The organism is Flavobacterium tyrosinilyticum, assembly GCF_023656565.1.
Taxonomy (GTDB): Bacteria; Bacteroidota; Bacteroidia; order Flavobacteriales; family Flavobacteriaceae; genus Flavobacterium; species Flavobacterium tyrosinilyticum.
In genome coordinates this window covers 387,268-407,191 of record NZ_JAMOKG010000002.1, presented here as the reverse complement: position 1 = coordinate 407,191, position 19,924 = coordinate 387,268, and the positions used below count along the sequence as shown (strand labels likewise).

The 19,924-nt window shown below is 34.2% G+C and carries 19 protein-coding genes; 13 read left to right on the top strand and 6 right to left on the bottom strand.

Annotated features, from left to right (window positions below; translation table 11 throughout):
- The first annotated feature begins 11 nt into the window (after nt 1-11).
- The 12 genes from NCC77_RS09525 to NCC77_RS09470 all read left to right on the top strand — a co-directional run bounded on the left by NCC77_RS09525 (nt 12) and on the right by NCC77_RS09470 (nt 11,189).
- Entirely contained in the window at nt 12-1,256 is a 1,245-nt protein-coding gene (locus tag NCC77_RS09525; RefSeq protein WP_250835358.1) for a voltage-gated chloride channel family protein, read from the top strand.
- Between the two features lie 130 nt (nt 1,257-1,386).
- A complete protein-coding gene (locus NCC77_RS09520) occupies nt 1,387-2,391 on the top strand; it encodes a DHH family phosphoesterase (protein WP_250835357.1) in 1,005 nt (334 codons plus the stop codon).
- An 8-nt stretch (nt 2,392-2,399) separates the two neighbouring features.
- Entirely contained in the window at nt 2,400-3,050 is a 651-nt protein-coding gene (gene gldI / locus NCC77_RS09515) for a gliding motility-associated peptidyl-prolyl isomerase GldI (protein WP_250835356.1), read from the top strand.
- A 23-nt stretch (nt 3,051-3,073) separates the two neighbouring features.
- Nucleotides 3,074-4,150: a peptidylprolyl isomerase gene (locus NCC77_RS09510; protein WP_250835355.1), complete on the top strand. Its 1,077-nt coding sequence runs from the start codon at nt 3,074-3,076 to the stop codon at nt 4,148-4,150.
- Between the two features lie 30 nt (nt 4,151-4,180).
- Entirely contained in the window at nt 4,181-5,305 is a 1,125-nt protein-coding gene (locus NCC77_RS09505; RefSeq protein ID WP_250835354.1) for a peptidylprolyl isomerase, read from the top strand.
- Between the two features lie 213 nt (nt 5,306-5,518).
- Nucleotides 5,519-6,421 (top strand): EamA family transporter, encoded by a 903-nt coding sequence (locus NCC77_RS09500; RefSeq protein WP_250835353.1) that lies wholly within the window; start codon nt 5,519-5,521, stop codon nt 6,419-6,421.
- A gap of 87 nt (nt 6,422-6,508) precedes the next feature.
- The gene (locus NCC77_RS09495; RefSeq protein ID WP_250835352.1) at nt 6,509-6,865 is read left to right on the top strand and encodes a DoxX family protein; all 357 of its coding nucleotides are present in this window, start codon (nt 6,509-6,511) and stop codon (nt 6,863-6,865) included.
- Between the two features lie 25 nt (nt 6,866-6,890).
- Entirely contained in the window at nt 6,891-7,598 is a 708-nt protein-coding gene (gene aqpZ, locus NCC77_RS09490; RefSeq protein WP_250835351.1) for an aquaporin Z, read from the top strand.
- 43 nt (nt 7,599-7,641) lie between these two features.
- Entirely contained in the window at nt 7,642-7,881 is a 240-nt protein-coding gene (locus NCC77_RS09485) for a GlsB/YeaQ/YmgE family stress response membrane protein (protein ID WP_250835350.1), read from the top strand.
- A gap of 114 nt (nt 7,882-7,995) precedes the next feature.
- Nucleotides 7,996-8,823 carry a sterol desaturase family protein gene (locus tag NCC77_RS09480; protein WP_250835349.1) on the top strand — a complete coding sequence of 276 codons (828 nt, stop codon included), beginning with the start codon at nt 7,996-7,998 and terminating at the stop codon, nt 8,821-8,823.
- A gap of 121 nt (nt 8,824-8,944) precedes the next feature.
- Nucleotides 8,945-9,223, top strand: coding sequence for a DUF2805 domain-containing protein (locus NCC77_RS09475; protein WP_008462445.1), 279 nt, complete (start codon nt 8,945-8,947; stop codon nt 9,221-9,223).
- 109 nt (nt 9,224-9,332) lie between these two features.
- Nucleotides 9,333-11,189 carry a M61 family metallopeptidase gene (locus NCC77_RS09470; RefSeq protein ID WP_250835348.1) on the top strand — a complete coding sequence of 619 codons (1,857 nt, stop codon included), beginning with the start codon at nt 9,333-9,335 and terminating at the stop codon, nt 11,187-11,189.
- Nucleotides 11,190-11,354: 165 nt separating this feature from the next.
- On the opposite strand, the gene NCC77_RS09465 is transcribed toward NCC77_RS09470, so the two are convergent.
- Together NCC77_RS09465 and NCC77_RS09460 are read right to left on the bottom strand one after the other, a co-directional pair.
- Nucleotides 11,355-11,798, bottom strand: a complete 444-nt coding sequence (locus tag NCC77_RS09465; protein WP_095929892.1) for a hypothetical protein — start codon at nt 11,796-11,798, stop codon at nt 11,355-11,357.
- Nucleotides 11,799-11,967: 169 nt separating this feature from the next.
- Complete coding sequence (locus tag NCC77_RS09460; protein ID WP_250835347.1) at nt 11,968-14,304, bottom strand: GH92 family glycosyl hydrolase; 2,337 nt, start codon at nt 14,302-14,304, stop codon at nt 11,968-11,970.
- 136 nt (nt 14,305-14,440) lie between these two features.
- On the opposite strand from NCC77_RS09460, the gene NCC77_RS09455 reads away from it, so the two are divergent.
- Nucleotides 14,441-15,064, top strand: coding sequence for a M949_RS01915 family surface polysaccharide biosynthesis protein (locus NCC77_RS09455; protein ID WP_250835346.1), 624 nt, complete (start codon nt 14,441-14,443; stop codon nt 15,062-15,064).
- A 102-nt stretch (nt 15,065-15,166) separates the two neighbouring features.
- Here the strand turns inward: NCC77_RS09455 and NCC77_RS09450 are convergent, their stop codons facing one another.
- From NCC77_RS09450 to NCC77_RS09435, 4 genes are all read right to left on the bottom strand, one after another.
- Complete coding sequence (locus NCC77_RS09450) at nt 15,167-15,523, bottom strand: hypothetical protein (protein WP_250835345.1); 357 nt, start codon at nt 15,521-15,523, stop codon at nt 15,167-15,169.
- Between the two features lie 163 nt (nt 15,524-15,686).
- Nucleotides 15,687-16,865, bottom strand: a complete 1,179-nt coding sequence (locus tag NCC77_RS09445; RefSeq protein WP_250835344.1) for an AIR synthase related protein — start codon at nt 16,863-16,865, stop codon at nt 15,687-15,689.
- 155 nt (nt 16,866-17,020) lie between these two features.
- Nucleotides 17,021-18,505 (bottom strand): carboxypeptidase regulatory-like domain-containing protein, encoded by a 1,485-nt coding sequence (locus NCC77_RS09440; RefSeq protein WP_250835343.1) that lies wholly within the window; start codon nt 18,503-18,505, stop codon nt 17,021-17,023.
- A gap of 57 nt (nt 18,506-18,562) precedes the next feature.
- Nucleotides 18,563-19,924 (bottom strand): CsgG/HfaB family protein, encoded by a 1,362-nt coding sequence (locus NCC77_RS09435; RefSeq protein WP_250835342.1) that lies wholly within the window; start codon nt 19,922-19,924, stop codon nt 18,563-18,565.

Here is a 19,924-nt window from a genome sequence, read left to right as displayed (position 1 = left end):
CTCAAATCTTAATGACTACTCAAAATCCAAAACAATTCCTGATTTCTATTCCAAAATGGATTCTTATCTGTGCTTTAATCGGAATACTTTCTGGATCGGCTTCAGCATTTTTCTTAGTTTCTTTAGAATGGGTTACGCAATTTAGAATTCACCATAACTGGATTATATGGCTTTTGCCTTTCGGCGGATTTATGGTTGGATTGAGTTATTATTATTGGGGAGAATCGGTTGCAAAAGGAAACAATCTTTTATTGGAAGAATACGAAAATCCCAAAAAAGTCATTCCGTTTAAAATGGCTCCTTTAGTACTTTTAGGAACATTACTGACACATTTGTTCGGAGGATCTGCGGGACGAGAAGGAACTGCGGTACAAATGGGAGGTGCAATTGCCGATCAGTTTACAAAATTCTTCCAAATTGATAATTCAGAACGCCGAATTTTAATCATTCTCGGAATCAGCGCGGGTTTTGCTTCCGTTTTCGGAACTCCTTTGGCTGGCGCAATATTCGCTTTAGAAGTTTTATATTTCAGTAAAATTAATTTTAAAAGCATTTTACTTTCTTTTTTAGTCGCTTACGCAGCTTATTTCACCGTAGAATTCTGGGAAATCAAACATACACATTACAGTATTCCTGTTGTTCCAGAACTTAGTTTAAATAATATTATTTTCACTCTAATTGTTGGAGTTTTATCAGGATTTGCCGCTCTATTATTTTCTAGAAGTACTCATTTCTGGGGTTCTCTTTTTTCAAAAAACATTAAATATCCTCCACTTCGCCCTGTAATTGGCGGTGTGGTTTTGGCTATTGCCATTGCTGGTTTCGGATTTACAAAATTCTCAGGTCTGGGCGTTCCTGTAATTGTCGAATCATTTTCAAATCCAAATCAATGGTACGATTTTATACTTAAAATATTGTTTACTGGATTTACTTTAGGAGCTGGTTTTAAAGGAGGCGAAGTAACGCCGCTATTTTTTGTCGGTGCAACTTTAGGAAGTGCTTTATCGACCGTAATTCCAATGCCGATTGCGCTTTTAGCAGGAATCGGATTTGTTGCTGTTTTCTCAGGTGCAACCCACACTCCTATTGCCTGTACGATTATGGGAATGGAATTATTCGGAATTGCTCCTGGAATTTTCATCGCAATTGCCTGTACAATTGCTTATTTTTCTTCTGGTTCTGTCGGAATTTACAAATCACAGATTGTAAAAGGTGCGAAATATAAATTGTATCAAAGATTAAATTCCAATTTTTAAAATCTCAAATTCCAAACTGGGATGAAAACTGAGAACTGCGACTGAACACTAAAAACTGAACACTAACTACTCCGACTGTCCACTAAAATTATTTTCAGCATTACATTAAAAAAATGTAAATTCGCACACTATGAAAATACAAGATATTCAAGCGATTCAATTATTACTCGCCACCCCAAAGAAAATTGTCATCATTCCGCACAGAGGACCAGATGGCGATGCAATGGGATCAACGTTAGGTTTATACCATTTTTTAATTAAAAACAATCATCAGGCAACAGTAATTGCTCCAAATGATTTTCCTAATTTTTTAGCTTGGCTTCCAGGATCTGAAACCGTAAAAATATTCGAAAAAGAAACCGAAATCTGCACACAGATTTTAGAAGAAGCTGAAATCATTTTCACACTTGATTTTAATGCTTTTCACCGTACAGGCGAAATGGAGCATACTTTAGCAAAGCTAAAAGCGACTTTCATTATGATCGATCATCATCAAAAACCTGATGACTATGCTACCTATACCTATTCAGAAACTTCATACGGATCTACTTGTGAGATGGTTTATAACTTTATCACTTTCTTAAACAAAAAAGAAGACATTGATAAAACCATTGCAACTTGTATTTATACAGGCATTTTAACCGATTCTGGTTCTTTCCGTTTTCCTGGCACAACAGGAAATACACATAGAATTATAGCCGAATTAATTGATTTAGGAGTTGAAAACACTCAGATTCCTGTATTACTTTTTGACAATAGCTCTTTCAGCAGATTACAATTATTAGGACGTGCTTTGCAGAACATGAAGATCCTTGAAAATCATAAAACTTCATATACGACGTTAACACAAGAAGAGCTGGATTCTTTTAATTATGTTAAAGGTGATACCGAAGGAATTGTTAATTATGGCTTAAGTATAAAAGATATTGTTTTTACTGCTATTTTTATCGAAAATAAAGACGAAGGCATTATCAAGATTTCATTCCGTTCGCAGGGAGGCTTTGATGTAAATCAGTTTGCGAGAGACCATTTCAACGGTGGCGGACATAGCAATGCAGCTGGCGGAAGATCTGAAGTTTCGATGCAAGAAACAGTTAATAAATTTGAAGATTTAGTAAAAAAACTAAAATTATAATCCAAATCATGAACTACCTAAAACTTAGCATTTACACTTTGCTTTTTACAGTTTTATTAAGCAGTTGTAAGCATCATGAAGAAGCCAGAAGACCGATTTCTAGAGCTTCGGGAACATTCATGAAAAAATCGGCTGACCGAAACAAAAAATTAGTGGCAAATGAAGAAGATGTCATTAAGAAAATAATCAAAAGCAATCCGAAAGTAAAATATTATGCTACTCCAAAAGGCTATTGGTTTTATTACGACGAAAGAAATACAAATGAAACTGCAGCTCCGAGAAAAGGCGATATTGCTTACTTTAATATGGAAGTAAAAGACATAAAAGGCAATGTCATTTATTCTGAATCAGATCTTGGTCCTCAAACTTACTATGTAGACAAACAAGATATTATGATGGGGCTTCGTGACGGAATAAAAAGAATGCATAAAAACGAAACTGTCACGTTTTTATTTCCATCGCATATGGCTTACGGATATCACGGAGATAATAAAAAAATTGGAACAAACGAATCTCTAATCGTTACAATAACGCTTAGAAATTTTGTTCCAGATCCTGCGGCACAAACAGTAAAACCTGCTGCTCAGCCATCAGCCGTAACGCCAAAACCTGCAGTTGCAAAACCTGCTGCGCCAGCTAAAAAAGATACATTACATTAACTCAATAAAAACAACATCTTAAAATGAAAAAGAGTATTTTATTATTACTAATAGCCGTAGGCTCATTTTATTCTTGTAAAGATGACCACAGTAATCTTCCTGATGGTTTATATGCCGATATCGAAACAAATAAAGGTCACATCATTGTAGAGCTTGATTACAAAAAAGCACCTATTACAGTGGCTAACTTTGTGACTTTGGCTGAAGGTAAAAACGAGTTTGTAACGCACGAACAATTAAAAAAGAAACCTTTTTTTGACGGTTTAAAATTTCACCGAGTAATTGAAAGTTTCATGATTCAAAGTGGTGATCCATTAGGAACTGGTTCTGGAGATACTGGATATAAATTTAAAGATGAATTCTCAGATTTGAAATTTGACAAAGCTGGAGTTTTAGCAATGGCTAATAACGGACCTGGAACAAACAGCAGCCAGTTTTTTATCACTCACGTAGAAACTCCTTGGTTAGACAACCTACATACTATTTTCGGTCATGTGGTAAGCGCAAAAGATCAAGAAGTAGTAAACAAAGTTGTTCAAGGAGACAATATCGTTGCTGTAACTATTATTAGAAATGGTGAAGCAGCGAAAAAATTTGATGCTGTAAAAGTATTCCACGACTATTTTGCTGACATTGCAAAAGAACAACAAAAATACGCGGGAGCTCAAAAAGAAAAAGTAGATTATTATGCTTCTCTAAAACCAAAAGCAACTAAAACGACAAGCGGTTTAGAATATGTAATTACAGAAAAAGGAAGTGGCAAGAAACCTGCTATTGGAAGTCAAATTTACATTCACTATGCTGGTTTCCTTGAAAACGGAACTTTATTTGACACTAGCATTGAAGAAGTGGCAAAACCATTCGGGAAATTTGATCCTGCAAGAGCAGCGCAAAACGGCTACCAACCAATTCAATTTCAAGCTGGTAAAAAAGATGGTTTAATTCCTGGTTTTATTGAAGGAGTTGAGCAATTGTCTTATGGAGACAAAGCAGTTCTTTTCATTCCATCTCACTTAGCTTATGGAGCAACTGGTGCTGGAGGTGTAATTCCGCCAAACGCTAATATCATTTTCGAAATCCAAATTTCAGACAAACAGTAATTCAATTAAAGACTTAAAATTTTAAAAGCAATGAAATTTAAATTTCTATTTTTATTTTGCTTAGCAATAGTAAATATACAAGCTCAAACTAAAAAGCCTGCGGCAAAACCAGCAGCGAAACCTATAACTACAGCAGCTGCTGCGGCAAATCCTGGCGACGGGATTTTCGCTACAATTTCTACTACAAAAGGAGACATTGTTCTTTCTTTAGAGTATGTAAAAGCACCTGTTACAGTAGCAAACTTTATTACTTTGGCAGAAGGTACAAATCCTAATGTTAAAGCATCTCTTAAAGGAAAACCATTTTACAACGGATTAAAATTCCATAGAGTAATTAACGATTTCATGATTCAGGGTGGTGATCCAGAAGGAAATGGTTCTGGAGGTCCAGGATATTCTTTTAAAGATGAATTTGTAGACGATTTAAAGTTCGAAAAAGGCGGTGTTCTTGCTATGGCAAATTCTGGTCCTGCAACAAACGGAAGTCAGTTTTTCATTACACACAAAGATACTCCTTGGTTAAACGGAAAACACACTATTTTTGGCCACGTAGTATCTGGAATGGATAATGTAAATAAAATTGTTCAAGACGATGTAATGACAAAAATTGTTATTACACGCAAAGGTGCTGCTGCAAAGAAATTTGATGCTTTAAAAGTTTTAAGTGACGATGTAAAAAAAGAAGCGGCTAAAAAAGAAGAAGCAAAAAAAGTAATAACTGCAAAAGCAGCTTATTTTAAAGACTTAAAAGCAAAAGCAACTGCAACAGCTTCTGGTTTAAAATATGTAATCACTCAAAAAGGTACTGGCGTTAAAGGTGCTGAAGGTTCTAACATCTATTTTCACTACGCTGGGTATTTTGAAGATGGAAACTTATTTGACAGCAGCATGGCTCCAGTAGCAAAAGCATATGGAAAATATGATGCCAATAGAGATGCGCAAGGCGGATATAAAGCGTTTCCTTTTACAGTTGGTAAAAAAGAGGGAATGATTCCTGGTTTTCTTGAAGCTCTTGATATGATGACAGACGGAGAAAAAGCGACTTTCTTTTTACCTTCAAATTTAGCGTATGGCGAAAAAGGCGCTGGCGGAGTTATCCCTCCAAATGCAACTTTGATTTTTGAAATTGAAACGTATCAAAACCAGCCTAAGTAATTAGAAAAGAGAAGATTTATTCTTTATAGATATAAAAAGCCATCAGAATTATTCTTGATGGCTTTTCTATTTTAGCTTTTTAAAGAATTCTTATTTTAAGCCTTTAAAAATCAATTCTGTTACAATTAAATCATTATTTTTAACATAGTACAAGAGAATCCTAAACAAAATAGCTTACCTTTGCCGGCTTAATTTTTTTAAAACAGATAATTTATGACGTCGCAAAATAATGTATTAAAGGGTGTTTTTCTTGTTGCTTTGGGAGCAACTACTTACGGAATGTTGGCTACTTTTGTAAAAATGGCCTATTCTGAAGGATACACAACCGCAGAAGTAACGACCTCACAGTTTATATACGGAATTCTAGGTATTCTTGCAATCAATCTTTTTCAGCGTATTAAAAACAAAAACAAACCTGCCGTAAAAGCATCTCGCAAAAATATTTTCAATTTAATGCTTGCGGGAACTTCTTTAGGAATGACAAGCTTATTTTATTATTTGGCGGTAAAATACATTCCCGTTTCTATCGGGATCGTTTTATTGATGCAAACGGTTTGGATGGGTGTTTTGCTTGAAATGATTTTAGAAAAAAAACTGCCTTCAAAACAAAAGGTAATTGCTGTACTAATAGTGCTTTTTGGAACTGTTTTAGCCACTAATATTATCAATAATGATATCGAATTAGATTGGAGAGGTTTAGTTTGGGGAATGCTCGCTGCTGCATCTTTTACTACCACTATGTTTACTGCAAATAGTGTAGCAACCGAAATTTCTTCTGCTCAAAGAAGTCTTTATATGCTTTTAGGAGGTTCTATTATTGTATTTTCGTTTGCTTTTGCTACACAGGTTACAGCCTTTAATATGGAAATCTTCCTTAAATGGGGAATTGTATTATCATTATTTGGCACCATAATTCCACCGCTTTTAATGACTGCAGGTTTTCCGTTAACAGGAATCGGACTAGGAAGTATTGTTTCTGCTCTTGAACTGCCAGTTTCTGTAATGATGGCGTATGTCTTATTAAACGAAAAAGTAATCTTTTCTCAATGGGTCGGCATTGTATTAATTATTCTAGCCATAATTATTATGAATGTAAATTTCAAGTCAAAAAAATAACCCAAAATACATACTTTCAAAAAAAGAAGTCTTGTAATGCAATAATTGTTAATTTTTTTATAAATTCGTGATAAACAATTAAATATCATGATTTTACCTTGGCATTTATATTTAATGGCTTTCCTTTATATTCTTGCTGGTCTAAATCATTTTAGAAAACCTGGAATGTACATAAGGATCATTCCGCCCGCATTTAAAATCCCCAAATTAATAAATATTTTAAGTGGTGCCGCTGAGATTATTCTGGGCATCTTTCTAATCCTGCCTTTTACAACACAAATTGCCGCTTGGGGAATAATAATGCTATTAATTGCTGTTTTTCCTGCCAATTTGTACATGCTTCAAAATAAAAAAGCAGGATTTGGTTTACCATTATGGATTTTATTTGTACGTTTGCCCTTACAAATTGTTTTAATTTATTGGGCTTACCAATATACATTCTAACATTAACCATTTAAATTATTTTATTATGAAAAAATTATTTGCAGAGTTCTTTGGAACTTATTGGCTTGTTTTTGGTGGATGCGGAAGCGCAATTTTTGCAGCGGGAATTCCAAATTTAGGAATCGGATTTGCTGGTGTTGCGCTTGCTTTTGGTTTAACAGTACTTACAATGGCTTATGCTGTTGGCCACATTTCCGGTGGTCATTTTAATCCCGCTGTTTCTTTTGGCTTATGGGCTGGCGGAAGATTCTCTGCCAAAGATCTTATTCCGTACATCATTGCACAATGTGTTGGAGCTGTTGCGGCAGCAGGAACTTTATACACAATAGCTTCTGGAAAAGCTGGTTTTGCAATTGACAGTACAAAAGCTGGAGCCTTTGCATCTAATGGTTTTGGAGCTTTTTCTCCTGATGGCTATTCATTACAGTCTGCTTTCATTGCAGAATTTGTACTTACCTTATTCTTTTTATTAGTGATTTTAGGAGCAACTGATAAATTTGCAAATGGCAGATTTGCAGGAATCGCAATCGGTTTGGCGTTAACTCTAATACACTTAATCAGTATTCCGATTACGAATACTTCTGTAAACCCAGCGAGATCTTTATCTCAGGCGATTTTTGTTGGCGGAGAGCCATTATCTCAGGTTTGGCTGTTTTGGGTTGCCCCTATTCTTGGTGCATTAGCCGCAGGTTTTCTTTATAAAACACTGCTTCAAAATCACGCAGAAGCATAATAACTGAAAAAAGAAATCAAAACATCATCAAAAAAATAAAAATATGGAATTTTTATATTTCTTACTTATAGGCGCCATTTCTGGATGGCTAGCGGGTCAAATCTGGAAAGGTGCCGGATTTGGTTTAATTGGCAATATTATTGTCGGAATCATAGGCGGATTCATTGGAGGATGGATAGCTGGAAAACTTGGCATTGGAGGTGGCGGTCTTCTGTGGCAGATTCTGATTGCTGTAGGAGGTGCGTGGGTTTTATTATTTTTAATCAGCCTCATCAAAAAATAATATCCTAAATAATAATTTCTAAAGAGAAAATCAGATATATTTATATTTGGTTTTCTCTTTTTTATTGGAGTAAAACCGAAAGAAATCTTTAATTAATTCAAATATTTATGCATCATGAATGACATTATTAATTATTTTTCTACGATTCCTTCTTCGCATAGAAGTTTAATTTTGGTTGGTGGTATTACTATTTTCTGGTTAATTGAAAACAGTTTTCCTTTGTTTAAAATGCAATATAAAAAATGGCCTCATGCAGGTATCAATTTCTTTTTTACCTTCACAACCATTGTGGTCAACTTTATTCTTGCGTTTATTTTAATACGAACTGCTGCTTGGACAATCGAACATAATTTTGGAATTCTGCAATGGCTTCCAGAAATGCCAATCTGGCTATATACTATAATTGGCTTACTGCTTTTGGACTTAATTGGAGCTTATTTAGCTCATTTGGTAGAACACAAAGTAAAAATTCTTTGGCAGTTTCATCTAGTACACCATACCGATACTTGGATCGACACCACAACTGCCAATAGACATCATCCTGGAGAAAGCGTAGTCCGTTTTATTTTTACCACTTTAGGTGTTTTAATTATCGGGACACCCATGTGGATGGTTTTTCTTTATCAATCATTATCGGTTATTGCTTCACAATTTAACCATGCCAATATTTCGCTTCCAGAAAAATTGGATCTATTCTTAAGTTACTTTATTGTTTCGCCTAATATGCATAAAGTGCATCATCATTATGTGCTGCCTTATACAGATAGCAATTATGGCAATATTTTTTCTATTTGGGACAGGCTTTTTAAAACCTTTACCTACTTACCTAAAGATCAATTGATATATGGTGTAGACACTCATATGCAGTCTGAAGAAAACAATGAATTGAAGAATCTGTTAAAAATTCCATTTCAAAAATCACGATCCTTCAAAAACAGTTAAAATCATTAAAAAAATTGAACTTTACTGAACCAACTTATTATTTTTTTTTTTAATATTGATACAGAAATTGAAAATCAATCTATTAATAATTAACACCCTATTTTGAATTAATTTTCACGAGATGAAAAAGAGTAGCCGCAAAGAATTAACTCCGGAACAAACCGAAAGACTTGTTTCGTTAGCTTTAGAAGAAAGAAATCCATTTGAAATTATAAAAAAAGAATTTGGATTGGCAGAAAAAGAAGTCCTGGACATCATGAAAAAGAAAATGCCTCTTGAAAAATTTGAGATGTGGAAAAAGAAGGCAATTGCAAATAAACCAAAACCAAAACCAGTTAAAATAGATGATTTTGATGAAGATTTGGACGGAAAATATTATATCAAGAATAAATTAGACTAAAATAAAGCTCCTGTTTTTCAGGAGTTTTTTTTTATCTGTAAATATAATGTGATTTTTTAGTAACTTTTCGGTACTTTTTGTGTCAAATACTATAACTAAACATATAAAAATGAAAAAAATACTTTACACCTTAGCTCTAGCGGTAACTTTTTGGAGCTGTAAAACAGGTAGCACTGGAGCCGCGAAAAGCAATATAGTTGAAGTTAATATCAATCTAAGTGATGTTAAAGACGATAAGGTCTTGGTAACCGTTACGCCACCAGCCATTAAGACTGATGAAATTACCTACAGCATTCCTAAAACCGTTCCTGGTACTTATTCAACAGATAATTACGGAAAATATTCAGAAGATTTTAAAGCTTTTGATGCTAAAGGAAACGCTCTTACTGTAAAAAGATTAGGTGATAATTCTTGGTCTATCTCAAACGCAAAGACACTAAAAAGAATTACTTATCTGGTAAACGATACTTTCGATACAGAAAAAGGAACTGGATTTGGAAATGACGATGTTTTTTCTCCAGCAGGAACAAACATCGATGCAGGAAAAAACTTCATGGTTAACACTCATGGTTTTGTAGGGTATTTTCAAGATAAATTAGACGTTCCGTACAAAGTTACGATCACGCATCCTGAAACACTTTGGGGAGCTACTTCTATGACAGATCAAGATGCTAGCAATACTTCTGATGTGTTTACCACTTCTCGTTATGCTATTTTGGTAGAAAATCCAATTATGTATTCTAAACCTGATTACACTACTTTTAATGTAAACGGAATGGACATCTTAATTGCTGTGTACTCTCCTACCGGAAAATATACTGCCGAGAGCATTACTCCAGAGATGAAAACCATGATGACCGCACAGAAAAACTTTTTAGGAAAAGTAAATTCTACTAAAAAATACACTGTTTTGGTCTATCTTTCAAGCATGGCTAAAGACGATGCTCACGGTTTTGGAGCTTTAGAACACCCAACTGCTACAACTGTAGTTTTACCAGAATCAATGCCAAAAGAAAAATTGGTAGAAACACTAAAAGATGTAGTTTCTCACGAATTCTTTCACATTGTGACTCCATTGACTATTCACTCAAAAGAAATTCAGTATTTTGATTACAATGCACCAAAAATGTCTGAACATTTATGGATGTACGAAGGAGTAACAGAATATTTTGCTAATTTATTCCAAATTAACCAAGGTTTAATTGATGAAGCTGAATTCTATACGCGTATTGCAGACAAGATCGCACAATCTAAACAGTTAGATGATACAATGTCGTTTACTGTAATGAGTAAAAATGTATTGGATCAGCCTTATAAAGATCAATATTTAAATGTTTACCAAAAAGGCGCTTTAATTGGTATGTGTATTGACATTATTATTAGAGAGAAAAGTAATGGAGAGAGAGGGATTTTGGATTTAATGCATAAATTATCTGATGAATATGGTGTTGAAAAACCTTTTAATGACGATGAATTATTCGCAAAAATCACTTCTTTAACTTATCCTGAAGTTGGTGACTTTTTAAATAAATATGTTGCTGGAACTACTCCAATTCCTTACGATTTTTATCTAGCCAAAGTGGGTGTTACAAAAGCAAGCGAGAAAAAAGCTGGAAATCCGTTCATTAAAGGACAAACTCCTTACATTACTATTGATAAGGCAACGAAAGAAATCGCGGTTCGTCCTGAATCAGAATCAACTGCATTCTTTAAAAACCTAAACTTAAAAGGTGGCGATAAAATTTTAGCTGTAAACAATAAATCATACAACCTAGATAACATTTATGATTTAATTACAGAAAGTGAAAACTGGAAAGAAAATGATCCTATTACACTTAAAGTAAAACGTGGAACTAAAGAAGAAACGATAAAAGGAACTGTAAAACTGCCATTTGAAGAAACAGAAACTTTTAAAGCTACAGATGCTTCAAAAGAGAAACTTAAAAATGCATGGTTAAAAGGATAATTTCTTTTTAAAGACATAAAAAAACCGACAAGTGATTGTCGGTTTTTTTATGTTTGTCATCCTGAGGAACGAAGGATCACACACGTAAATCGACAAAGATTGTACGACATACTTTGCGGAGCTTCTTGTGTGATCCTTCGTTCCTCAGGATGACAAAAAAATGCGTTATTTCTTTACTGGAAATTTCCAATCAAACTCATCTTTACTATTGATGATTGCTCCAATTTCAAACTTCACTACCTCATCAAATTCTGTTTGAAGGATAAACCAGTTGTCTTCGTTGAAGTAATTTTCAAAAGTATCAAAAGTTTCTTGATTGAATTTTGTGATTCCTTTCGCAGCAAAATCTTTCTTTACGTCAGCAATTTTTCTTCCGATTAATTTAAATCCGAAAACTTCTAGATCATTGCTTGATGCTACTAAATAACCTAATTTCAAATCTTCTTCCTGATAAAATGTCAATCTGATTTTGTGTGCATTATAAACAAAAATCACATTGTCGTCTTCGTCTTTATAGTTTTTATCAGGTTTTCCTAAAGCTGCTGTTACATCATTCTGCTTCATTCCGAAAAGCAGTTTCTCTATTCCTGATTTTAAATTGATCTTCATATCGATTGTCTTTATTTGAAGTGCAAATTTCGTGAAGTTTTTTGTTGTTTTGCCACGAATTGCACAAATTTTCACGAATTAAATAGTATCGTTTGTCAGGCTTAGCGTAGTCGAAGCCCTTTTTCGTCTTATAAGCCCTTCGACTTCGCTCAGGGTGACAGACGTAAAACTAATTTTGATATTGCTTTTTATTTGGTTTGTTGCTCATATAAAACGTAATCTTTCCTCCATTCATCACATCGGCATGTTTTAAAAATGGTTTTTCCAATTGTTTTCCGTTAAGGAGAACTTTACTCACAAATACATTTTTATCAGATTGATTTACGGTTTCCACTTCAAAAGTTTTTCCGTTTTCTAAATTTACAATAGCATTTTTCATCAACGGACTTCCTAATGCATATTCGTCAGAACCTGGAGCAACTGGATAAAATCCTAAACTGCTAAAAATATACCACGCACTCATTTGTCCAAAATCGTCATTTCCTCCTAAACCGTCAGCACCATTTCTGTACATTTTTTTCAAAATCATTCTAATTTTATCTTGTGATTTCCATGGAGAATCTGTCCAATTGTACAAATAAACTACGTGATGAGAAGGCTCATTACCGTGAACATAATTTCCGATTATTCCGTCTCTTGTAATATCTTCCGTATTTTCAAAATATTTGTCTGGAAGATGCATATTGAACAGAGAATCTAAACGAACTTTAAATTTCTCATTTCCACCCATCAATTTAATCATATCAGCAGGATCTTGCGGAACGTATAAGCTGTAATTCCAAGAATTTCCTTCAATAAAACCTTGCCCATGCGTATCTAGCGGATCAAACTCTTTTTTGAATGTTCCGTCATTCAATTTCGGACGCATGAAACCCGTTTTCTCGTCATAGACATTTTTATAGTTTTTCGATCTAGTAATGAATTCATTATAAATATCTGTTTTTCCTAATTTCTTGGCTGCTTGTGCAATTGCCCAATCGTCATAAGCATATTCTAAAGTTTTAGAAACTGAAGCACCGTTTTTATCTTCTGGAACATATCCTTTATTCATGTAAAATTCTAAACCATCGTAATAAGGTACTTTTGCAGTATTTACGCAAGCTTGAAGCGCTTTTTCGGCATCAAAACTAATATTGCCTTTTACAATTGCATCTGCCACGACCGAAACCGAATGATATCCAATCATACACCAGTTTTCATTGGCATAATGCGACCAAATGGGAAGCATTTTATGAACACTTTGATCTGAATGTGCCAACATAGAACTTACCATATCGGCGTTTCTTTTTGGCTGCACAATATTAAATAACGGATGCAAAGCACGATACGTATCCCAAAGTGAATAACTGGTATAATTGGTAAAGTTTTCGGCTTTATGCACATTCATATCTAGACCTTTATAATTTTTATCTAAATCCATGTATTCTGTTGGCCCTAAAAATGCATGATACATTGCGGTATAAAAATTAACCAAGTCTTCTTTTTGAATGGTTTCTACTTGAACTTTATTCAATTCGTTATTCCAAACCTCCTGACTTTGTTTTTTTACTTTTTCGAAATCCCAATCTGGAACTTCTTTTTTCATATTTTCTAGTGCACCGGCAGAACTTACAGGAGATAGTGCCATTTTGATTTTGATTTTCTCGCCTTCATTCGTATCAAAATCAAAAAATAATTTTAGGTTCTGACCTGCCATTTCTGGAAAGTTTTTCGTTTGATCGAATCTTCCCCAAAAACCTCTATAAACGCTTTTTTCCTGAGCAGCTTGTCCGTAACTTTTAATTGGTTTATTGAAAGACATTGCAAAATAAACCGTTCTAGTTCTCGCCCATCCGTTTGTTTGGCGATATCCGGTTATTAAAGTGTCATTTTCTACACGAACAAATGTCCAAACATTCTTTTTATCGTAGTTGTAAATTCCTGAAGTCAGATCTAAAATGATATGTGCTTCATTAGATTTTGGAAAAGTATATTGATGCATTCCAACGCGCGTTGTCGTTGTCAATTCTGCTTTTATTTTATGATCTTCCAGAAAAACACTGTAATATGCCGGTTCTGCTTTTTCTGTCGAATGTGAAAATGCTGATCTATAACCAGACAATGGTTTTGATGCTACACCAGGATTCAATTGCAATTTTCCAGTTGTTGGCATAATTAAGAAATCACCTAAATCGGAATGCCCCGTTCCGCTAAAATGGGTGTGGCTGAAACCTACAATCGTTTTATCTTCATACTGATAACCAGCGCAGTATTTATAAACTTCTCCGTTGTATTTTCCGTTTAAACTGTAAGCAATGGTATCGGTTTCTGGGCTTAATTGCACGCTCCCGAAAGGAACTGTTGCACCTGGATACGTATGTCCCATTTTTGCTGTTCCAATCATGGGATCAACATATTGAATTAAATTTCGTTTTTCTCCTGCCTTCTTCTGTCCTATTATATTATTAGTAGAAAGTACTAATACTAATATTCCCAAAAGAAAATTACTGCAATTTGTTTGAATCATTTTTATTGTTTTTCTTAGAAATCCTCTTTGTTTTTTAATATTGAAAAGTACAACAAAATCTATTTTTAAAAAACATAAATTTAGCAGGACTCAAAAGGTTTAAATATCTTTGATGTACTAAAAATATATAGTAAACATGAAAAAATATATTGTATTTCTACTTTCCTTTTATTCGACATTTGTTTTTTCTCAAAAGATAGAAAGCTATAAATTGACCAAACAAGAAATTTCAGAAAGAGAGCTTAAAGATGTAACCGATTTCCCAATATATAAAGCATTTGAATTTAGTGATAAAGGAGGTGTTTACGAATTGGTTTTGGGCGAAAATCAGAAAACAGTTTCTAAAAAAGACACTTTAAACACCAAAATACAAGCCATTTGCGTAGTCAATGATCACGGCGGATTTCTAGAAAAATGGCGAATTAATGATTTGCTTGAAAATACTATTCCGAAAGAAACAAACATTTGGTTCTGGACAAAATATTGCAGCACAAAAGATATTGATGGCGACGGTTACATTGAACCTATTATTGTTTATGGAACTCGTAATGAAGATGGCTATATAAGACGCGTAAAAATTATTACGGTTTATAAAAATAAAAAATATGTGATTCGCGCGGTTGAATGCGATTTAGATGATTGCAGAAGTTTTGAAAAAGATCAAAATTGGAATACGCTTCCGCAGAAAATAAAAACGTACATCAATCAGTTGACTGAAAAAATGAGAAAAGAACAGGATTTACTGTTGAAAAATGGATAGGGTTAAGAAATTCCAATTTTTTAAATTCCAAATTCCAAAACTTTGTGGAAAAACTTGGAACCTTAAACTTGGAACCTTAAACTTGAAACTTTAAACAAAAAACTACTCATTCATTTCATCGTAACGTTCTGGAACTTGCGGGTCGTAAAGCGGACATTTGAATTCCTCCATAATATCTACCAATTTATTCATGGTTTTTCCTTCTGTTCCGTAGCAGTCAATTTTTATGCTTTGTGGAGTAGTGATTACTTGAAATGCACCTTTTCCTTTTGGGTTTTTCCAGCTGTTTTCATCCACTCTTTCCCATTCAGAAAAGACTGAATTTATTCTATTTACGATTACTTCAACTTGGAGTTCAGCCAGACCTTCAACTTCTTGTTTTTCAACAAGAGCTTCATAAACTTCCTGATTGTTCAGGTAGATTTCGTCTAGATATTTCCAAAAAAGTAATTCGTACATAGTTAAATATTTTTAAACCATATAAGTGATATAAGAAAATATAAATTCTTTCTGAGTGAAATCGAAAGCTGTCAAATCAAAATAGGACTTCGACTTCCCTCAGCCTGACAATCAAATCTGCCAGTTTAAAATGAACTTATATCACTTATATGGTTAATTTATTTTAATAATTGAATGTTCCGTATTCGCTTGTAATAGTAAGCTTTTTAGAATCAGATGCTTCTACTCTACCTACAATTTGCGCATCAACATTGAATGATTTCGAAATTTCGATAATATCTTGTGCAATACTTTCTGGAACGTAAAGCTCCATTCTGTGACCGCAATTGAAAACCTGGTACATTTCTTTCCAATCTGTTTTTGATTGTTCTTGAATTAATTTGAACAATGGTGGCACTGGAAATAAATTGTCTTTTATAACGTGTAAATCTTTTACGAAATGCAAAATTTTAGTTTGCGCTCCTCCACTGCAATGCACCATTCCGTGAATCTCTCTTGGAGTATATTTATCTAAAATTTTCTTGATAATTGGAGCGTAGGTTCTAGTTGGAGAAAGCACTAATTGGCCCGCATTGATTGGGCTGTTTTCAACTTCATCTGTTAAATTAACCTGTCCAGAATAAATCAATTCTTCTGGAACTGCAGCATCGTAGCTTTCTGGATATTTTTTAGCCAAATATTTTCCAAAAACATCATGACGTGCAGAAGTTAATCCGTTACTTCCCATTCCGCCATTATAGCTTTTCTCGTAAGTTGCTTGTCCGAAAGAAGCCAAACCAACAATTACGTCTCCTGCTTTAATGTTTGCGTTGTCTACAACGTCGTTGCGTTTCATACGAGCTGTTACGGTAGAGTCTACAATAATAGTACGAACTACATCTCCAACATCGGCTGTTTCTCCTCCTGTTGAATGAATGGTAACTCCGAATGATTTTAATTCGTTTATTAATTCTTCTGTTCCGTTAATGATTGCAGAAATTACCTCAGCTGGAATCAGGTTTTTATTTCTTCCAATTGTAGAAGAAAGCAAGATATTATCTGTTGCACCAACACACAATAAATCGTCAATATTCATGATTAGGGCATCTTGAGCGATTCCTTTCCAAACAGAAAGATCTCCAGTTTCTTTCCAGTACATATATGCCAAAGACGACTTTGTACCTGCTCCGTCAGCATGCATAATAAGGCAATGCGCATCGTCCTGAGTTAAATAATCAGGAACAATTTTACAGAATGCTTGCGGAAATAAACCTTTGTCAATATTTTTTATAGCGTTATGTACGTCTTCTTTTGATGCCGAAACACCTCTTTGTGCATATCTTTTGCTAGAATCTGAACTCATGAAAATTAGTTTGTGTTGATGTGCAGCAAAGATAATCCCTTTTTTTAATTCTTTGCCTTATTCGATTATATGATTGATAAAAAAAATCGGCAGAATTATATATTCTGCCGATCTCCCGAAATAAAATTGGTTATTAAAGCTTGGTTTATTATTTTTTATTCCCAATCGGGCATGGATGATCCTGTGAATAAGGTAGTTCTCGAATTCGCAACTCCAATACCGCATTTCACGACGTTTTTTACAGAGATGCCATCATTTGAAGTATTTAGAAAAATTAATTCTGCTTCATTAGGAGAGTATCGAACATCTAAATCATTTGTTCCTGCGATTTTTTCTGTAGCCAATTGATATGAATTTCCAAGAATAAAACTGTATTCGAAAATTTTAGAATCCAACTGACGATAATTGGAACTCTCAAATCCTGAAACATCTTTTGTGTAAACTAATTTTAGACCTGAAACAGAAAAATTCAAACCACTAACGGCACCTTGCTCTCCTGCCAACACAGGCGTAACAATTACACCCGACGGATTTATAACATAAATTTCCACATTATATCCATTTATATCATTCACTTTTAAGGCTATTTTGCTTCCATCTGCACTCCAGTCGCATTCTGAAATAAATTTACCGTTTGGAGTCTGGAAGATTTTTGTCAATCCGCTGCCATCGCTTTTTATTCGGTATAATTTATCAAAATTTGGATAGATAAATTCGCTTCCTGATGCATTCCAAGAATAACCTAAATAATCTGCATTAAATCCTGCAATAGAAACCGAACTTGTAACCTTTTTAATATCGGTTCCGTCAAAATTCATAGTATAAATATCATTTTGCGAACCGCTTGTTCCTATAAAAGCAATTTTTTGAGCCTGATTATTTCGTCTAGGACGCCAGCTATTTTTTTCTGAACTTGTCAATTGGTATTGTTTGCCAGCATCATCTGCAGTAAAAATTACATTATTGCCACTGATACTTTTCACAAATAAATGCCTTGTTGCAGGAAATGCTATTGTAGAAAAAGTGCTGATAGTACTTAATACAGGAGTATTTACTCCATCATTTACTGTAACTTGCCAATAATATTTAGTTCCATAAATAAGATCTGTGACTGTCAACTTTTTATCTTTTATGTCATTAAAAACAGCCACATCGCTATTTTTATCATTTCTAAGCGTTACAGTATAGGTCATTGCATCATTATCTGGATCTGTAACAGTCCAAGTTAAATCTAAATTTACGAGTTGGTTTACACTATTATCTGCAGGAACTGTTAAGACAGGAACTGTTGGCGGTTTATTATTTGCCGTAGATTTACTTAATTCAAAAACAATTTCTGATGTATTATTTGCTGTCACGTTGACTGATTCAAATTTTGCTGTAAAGCCATCTTTTTGCGCTTGAAAAGAATATTCGCCAACTTTAACATTGGAAACTGTAAACTTTCCTTCGGCGTCTGTAAATACTGTACTAGTTGTTGGGCTAGACATTATTTTCACATTTTCCATCGGCACAAAAGTTTCGCTGTTAACGACTTTTCCGGTAACGGTTCCATAATCAGATGATCCAATTTTTTCTTCACTGCAGGAACTCAAAACCACTAAAAACATTGCACTTATTATTTTGTATAAATTCTTCATGATTAGCTTGCTTTAAGATTTAAACGTGTGTCTTCTATTTTCGAAATTTCTAGCCTATTACTTTTTCTTTTTGCCGAAATAAAACGTTAGTCCTAACCCAAATTTATAATAGTAATCATCACGTGTTCCTGCTACGATATAATCAAGATTGTCACTGAAATTGATATTCTGCTCAGCAAATAATTTTATTCCTATGCGATCTGATGCCATATATTCTAAACCCGCACCGTATTGAAATTTTCCGTACGTGTTTTCAAATTTCCTATTCATACCATATCCTCCTCCAGCATATAAATATGGAGTAAAACGATCTTTTGGGAGAATAATCCATTCCATATTAAGATCGTAGGTAATATACCCGACATCAAGTAAATTTTTGTTAGCGAGGTTTACAACATTGGTAGAAGCGCTTACTGTAAAACTTGGAGTAAGCATCCATTTTAAAGCTCCGCGTCCAAAAGGTCGTAATAGCGGATCTCGATAATCTCCATCCATTAAAGTAGTACCGCCAGAAAGTTCTATAGCAAATTTACTTCTTCTGTTTTCAAGCACTCTGTCATACAAACCAGTTACATCGGCAGTTTTGGTTTCTTCGGCATAAGCTTTCAGTAAATTATCAACTTCCCATTTTGGAGCATCGGCTTCCCAGACATTATCTTTTATTCCTTCTAATACTAAAGATTCAACAGCTTTTTCTATAGCTTCTGTAACAGCCATATGCACTGGTTCGTTGGTAGTATATCCCGTTTCTACTTCTAGAAGTCTTTTAAAATTGACATATCTAAAAAGGCTCTCATCGATTGCTTGCGACAAGATCGTTTTTGAAATATAAACAGATTTTAAAATTTTACCGTTTGATGTAGAAATCATTCTAAGATAAATTGTTACACGATCTTGACGATATTTTACAGATGCTCCTGCACCAAAATATCTCGCACCAAATCCGCCCGTAATAATATTAGAATCATAGGAAACAATTCCTCCTTCTAATAAAACTCCCGCATACAATAAAGGGGTTAGCTGCGGTTCATTCGGATCAGCATTTTTTATATATTCTTGACGAGTAGCACGAATAAGATTTCGCTCCTGCAATAGATTTCCAATATTTTCACGCTCAATTGGTATAAACCATTTTGAGTCCTCCAGCGCTTTTATCAAAATAGAAGTGGCTCCCTGGGTCACAGCTGTACTAAAACTGCTTCCATTTTCCTGAGGCTTATATTGTCCTGTTTGGTCTCTAAATTTATAGACCCCAACGACAACTTGTTCCTTAGGTTTTGGCAAATCTTTTAATAATGATGTCGCAGGCGTTCCCTCTCCCAAAACAGCTTTTTGAACTCCAGTGGGTTGATTATAGTAAGCGCCGCAGCCATTAAAAAGAAATCCAAATAAAATAAATAGGTAGTGATGTAATCGCAT

Excerpts from the sequence above, each read along its gene's own strand:
- NCC77_RS09455 (WP_250835346.1), top strand. The coding sequence starts at position 14,441 with ATGAAAAAATATATTGTATTTCTACTTTCCTTTTATTCGACATTTGTT.
- NCC77_RS09440 (WP_250835343.1), bottom strand. The coding sequence starts at position 18,505 with ATGAAGAATTTATACAAAATAATAAGTGCAATGTTTTTAGTGGTTTTG.
- NCC77_RS09445 (WP_250835344.1), bottom strand. The coding sequence starts at position 16,865 with ATGAGTTCAGATTCTAGCAAAAGATATGCACAAAGAGGTGTTTCGGCA.
- NCC77_RS09485 (WP_250835350.1), top strand. The coding sequence starts at position 7,642 with ATGGAATTTTTATATTTCTTACTTATAGGCGCCATTTCTGGATGGCTA.
- NCC77_RS09520 (WP_250835357.1), top strand. The coding sequence starts at position 1,387 with ATGAAAATACAAGATATTCAAGCGATTCAATTATTACTCGCCACCCCA.
- NCC77_RS09505 (WP_250835354.1), top strand. The coding sequence starts at position 4,181 with ATGAAATTTAAATTTCTATTTTTATTTTGCTTAGCAATAGTAAATATA.
- NCC77_RS09450 (WP_250835345.1), bottom strand. The coding sequence starts at position 15,523 with ATGTACGAATTACTTTTTTGGAAATATCTAGACGAAATCTACCTGAAC.
- NCC77_RS09525 (WP_250835358.1), top strand. The coding sequence starts at position 12 with ATGACTACTCAAAATCCAAAACAATTCCTGATTTCTATTCCAAAATGG.
- NCC77_RS09470 (WP_250835348.1), top strand. The coding sequence starts at position 9,333 with ATGAAAAAAATACTTTACACCTTAGCTCTAGCGGTAACTTTTTGGAGC.
- NCC77_RS09475 (WP_008462445.1), top strand. The coding sequence starts at position 8,945 with ATGAAAAAGAGTAGCCGCAAAGAATTAACTCCGGAACAAACCGAAAGA.
- NCC77_RS09510 (WP_250835355.1), top strand. The coding sequence starts at position 3,074 with ATGAAAAAGAGTATTTTATTATTACTAATAGCCGTAGGCTCATTTTAT.
- NCC77_RS09435 (WP_250835342.1), bottom strand. The coding sequence starts at position 19,924 with ATGCGATTACATCACTACCTATTTATTTTATTTGGATTTCTTTTTAAT.
- gldI (WP_250835356.1), top strand. The coding sequence starts at position 2,400 with ATGAACTACCTAAAACTTAGCATTTACACTTTGCTTTTTACAGTTTTA.
- NCC77_RS09500 (WP_250835353.1), top strand. The coding sequence starts at position 5,519 with ATGACGTCGCAAAATAATGTATTAAAGGGTGTTTTTCTTGTTGCTTTG.
- NCC77_RS09465 (WP_095929892.1), bottom strand. The coding sequence starts at position 11,798 with ATGAAGATCAATTTAAAATCAGGAATAGAGAAACTGCTTTTCGGAATG.
- NCC77_RS09480 (WP_250835349.1), top strand. The coding sequence starts at position 7,996 with ATGAATGACATTATTAATTATTTTTCTACGATTCCTTCTTCGCATAGA.
- aqpZ (WP_250835351.1), top strand. The coding sequence starts at position 6,891 with ATGAAAAAATTATTTGCAGAGTTCTTTGGAACTTATTGGCTTGTTTTT.
- NCC77_RS09495 (WP_250835352.1), top strand. The coding sequence starts at position 6,509 with ATGATTTTACCTTGGCATTTATATTTAATGGCTTTCCTTTATATTCTT.
- NCC77_RS09460 (WP_250835347.1), bottom strand. The coding sequence starts at position 14,304 with ATGATTCAAACAAATTGCAGTAATTTTCTTTTGGGAATATTAGTATTA.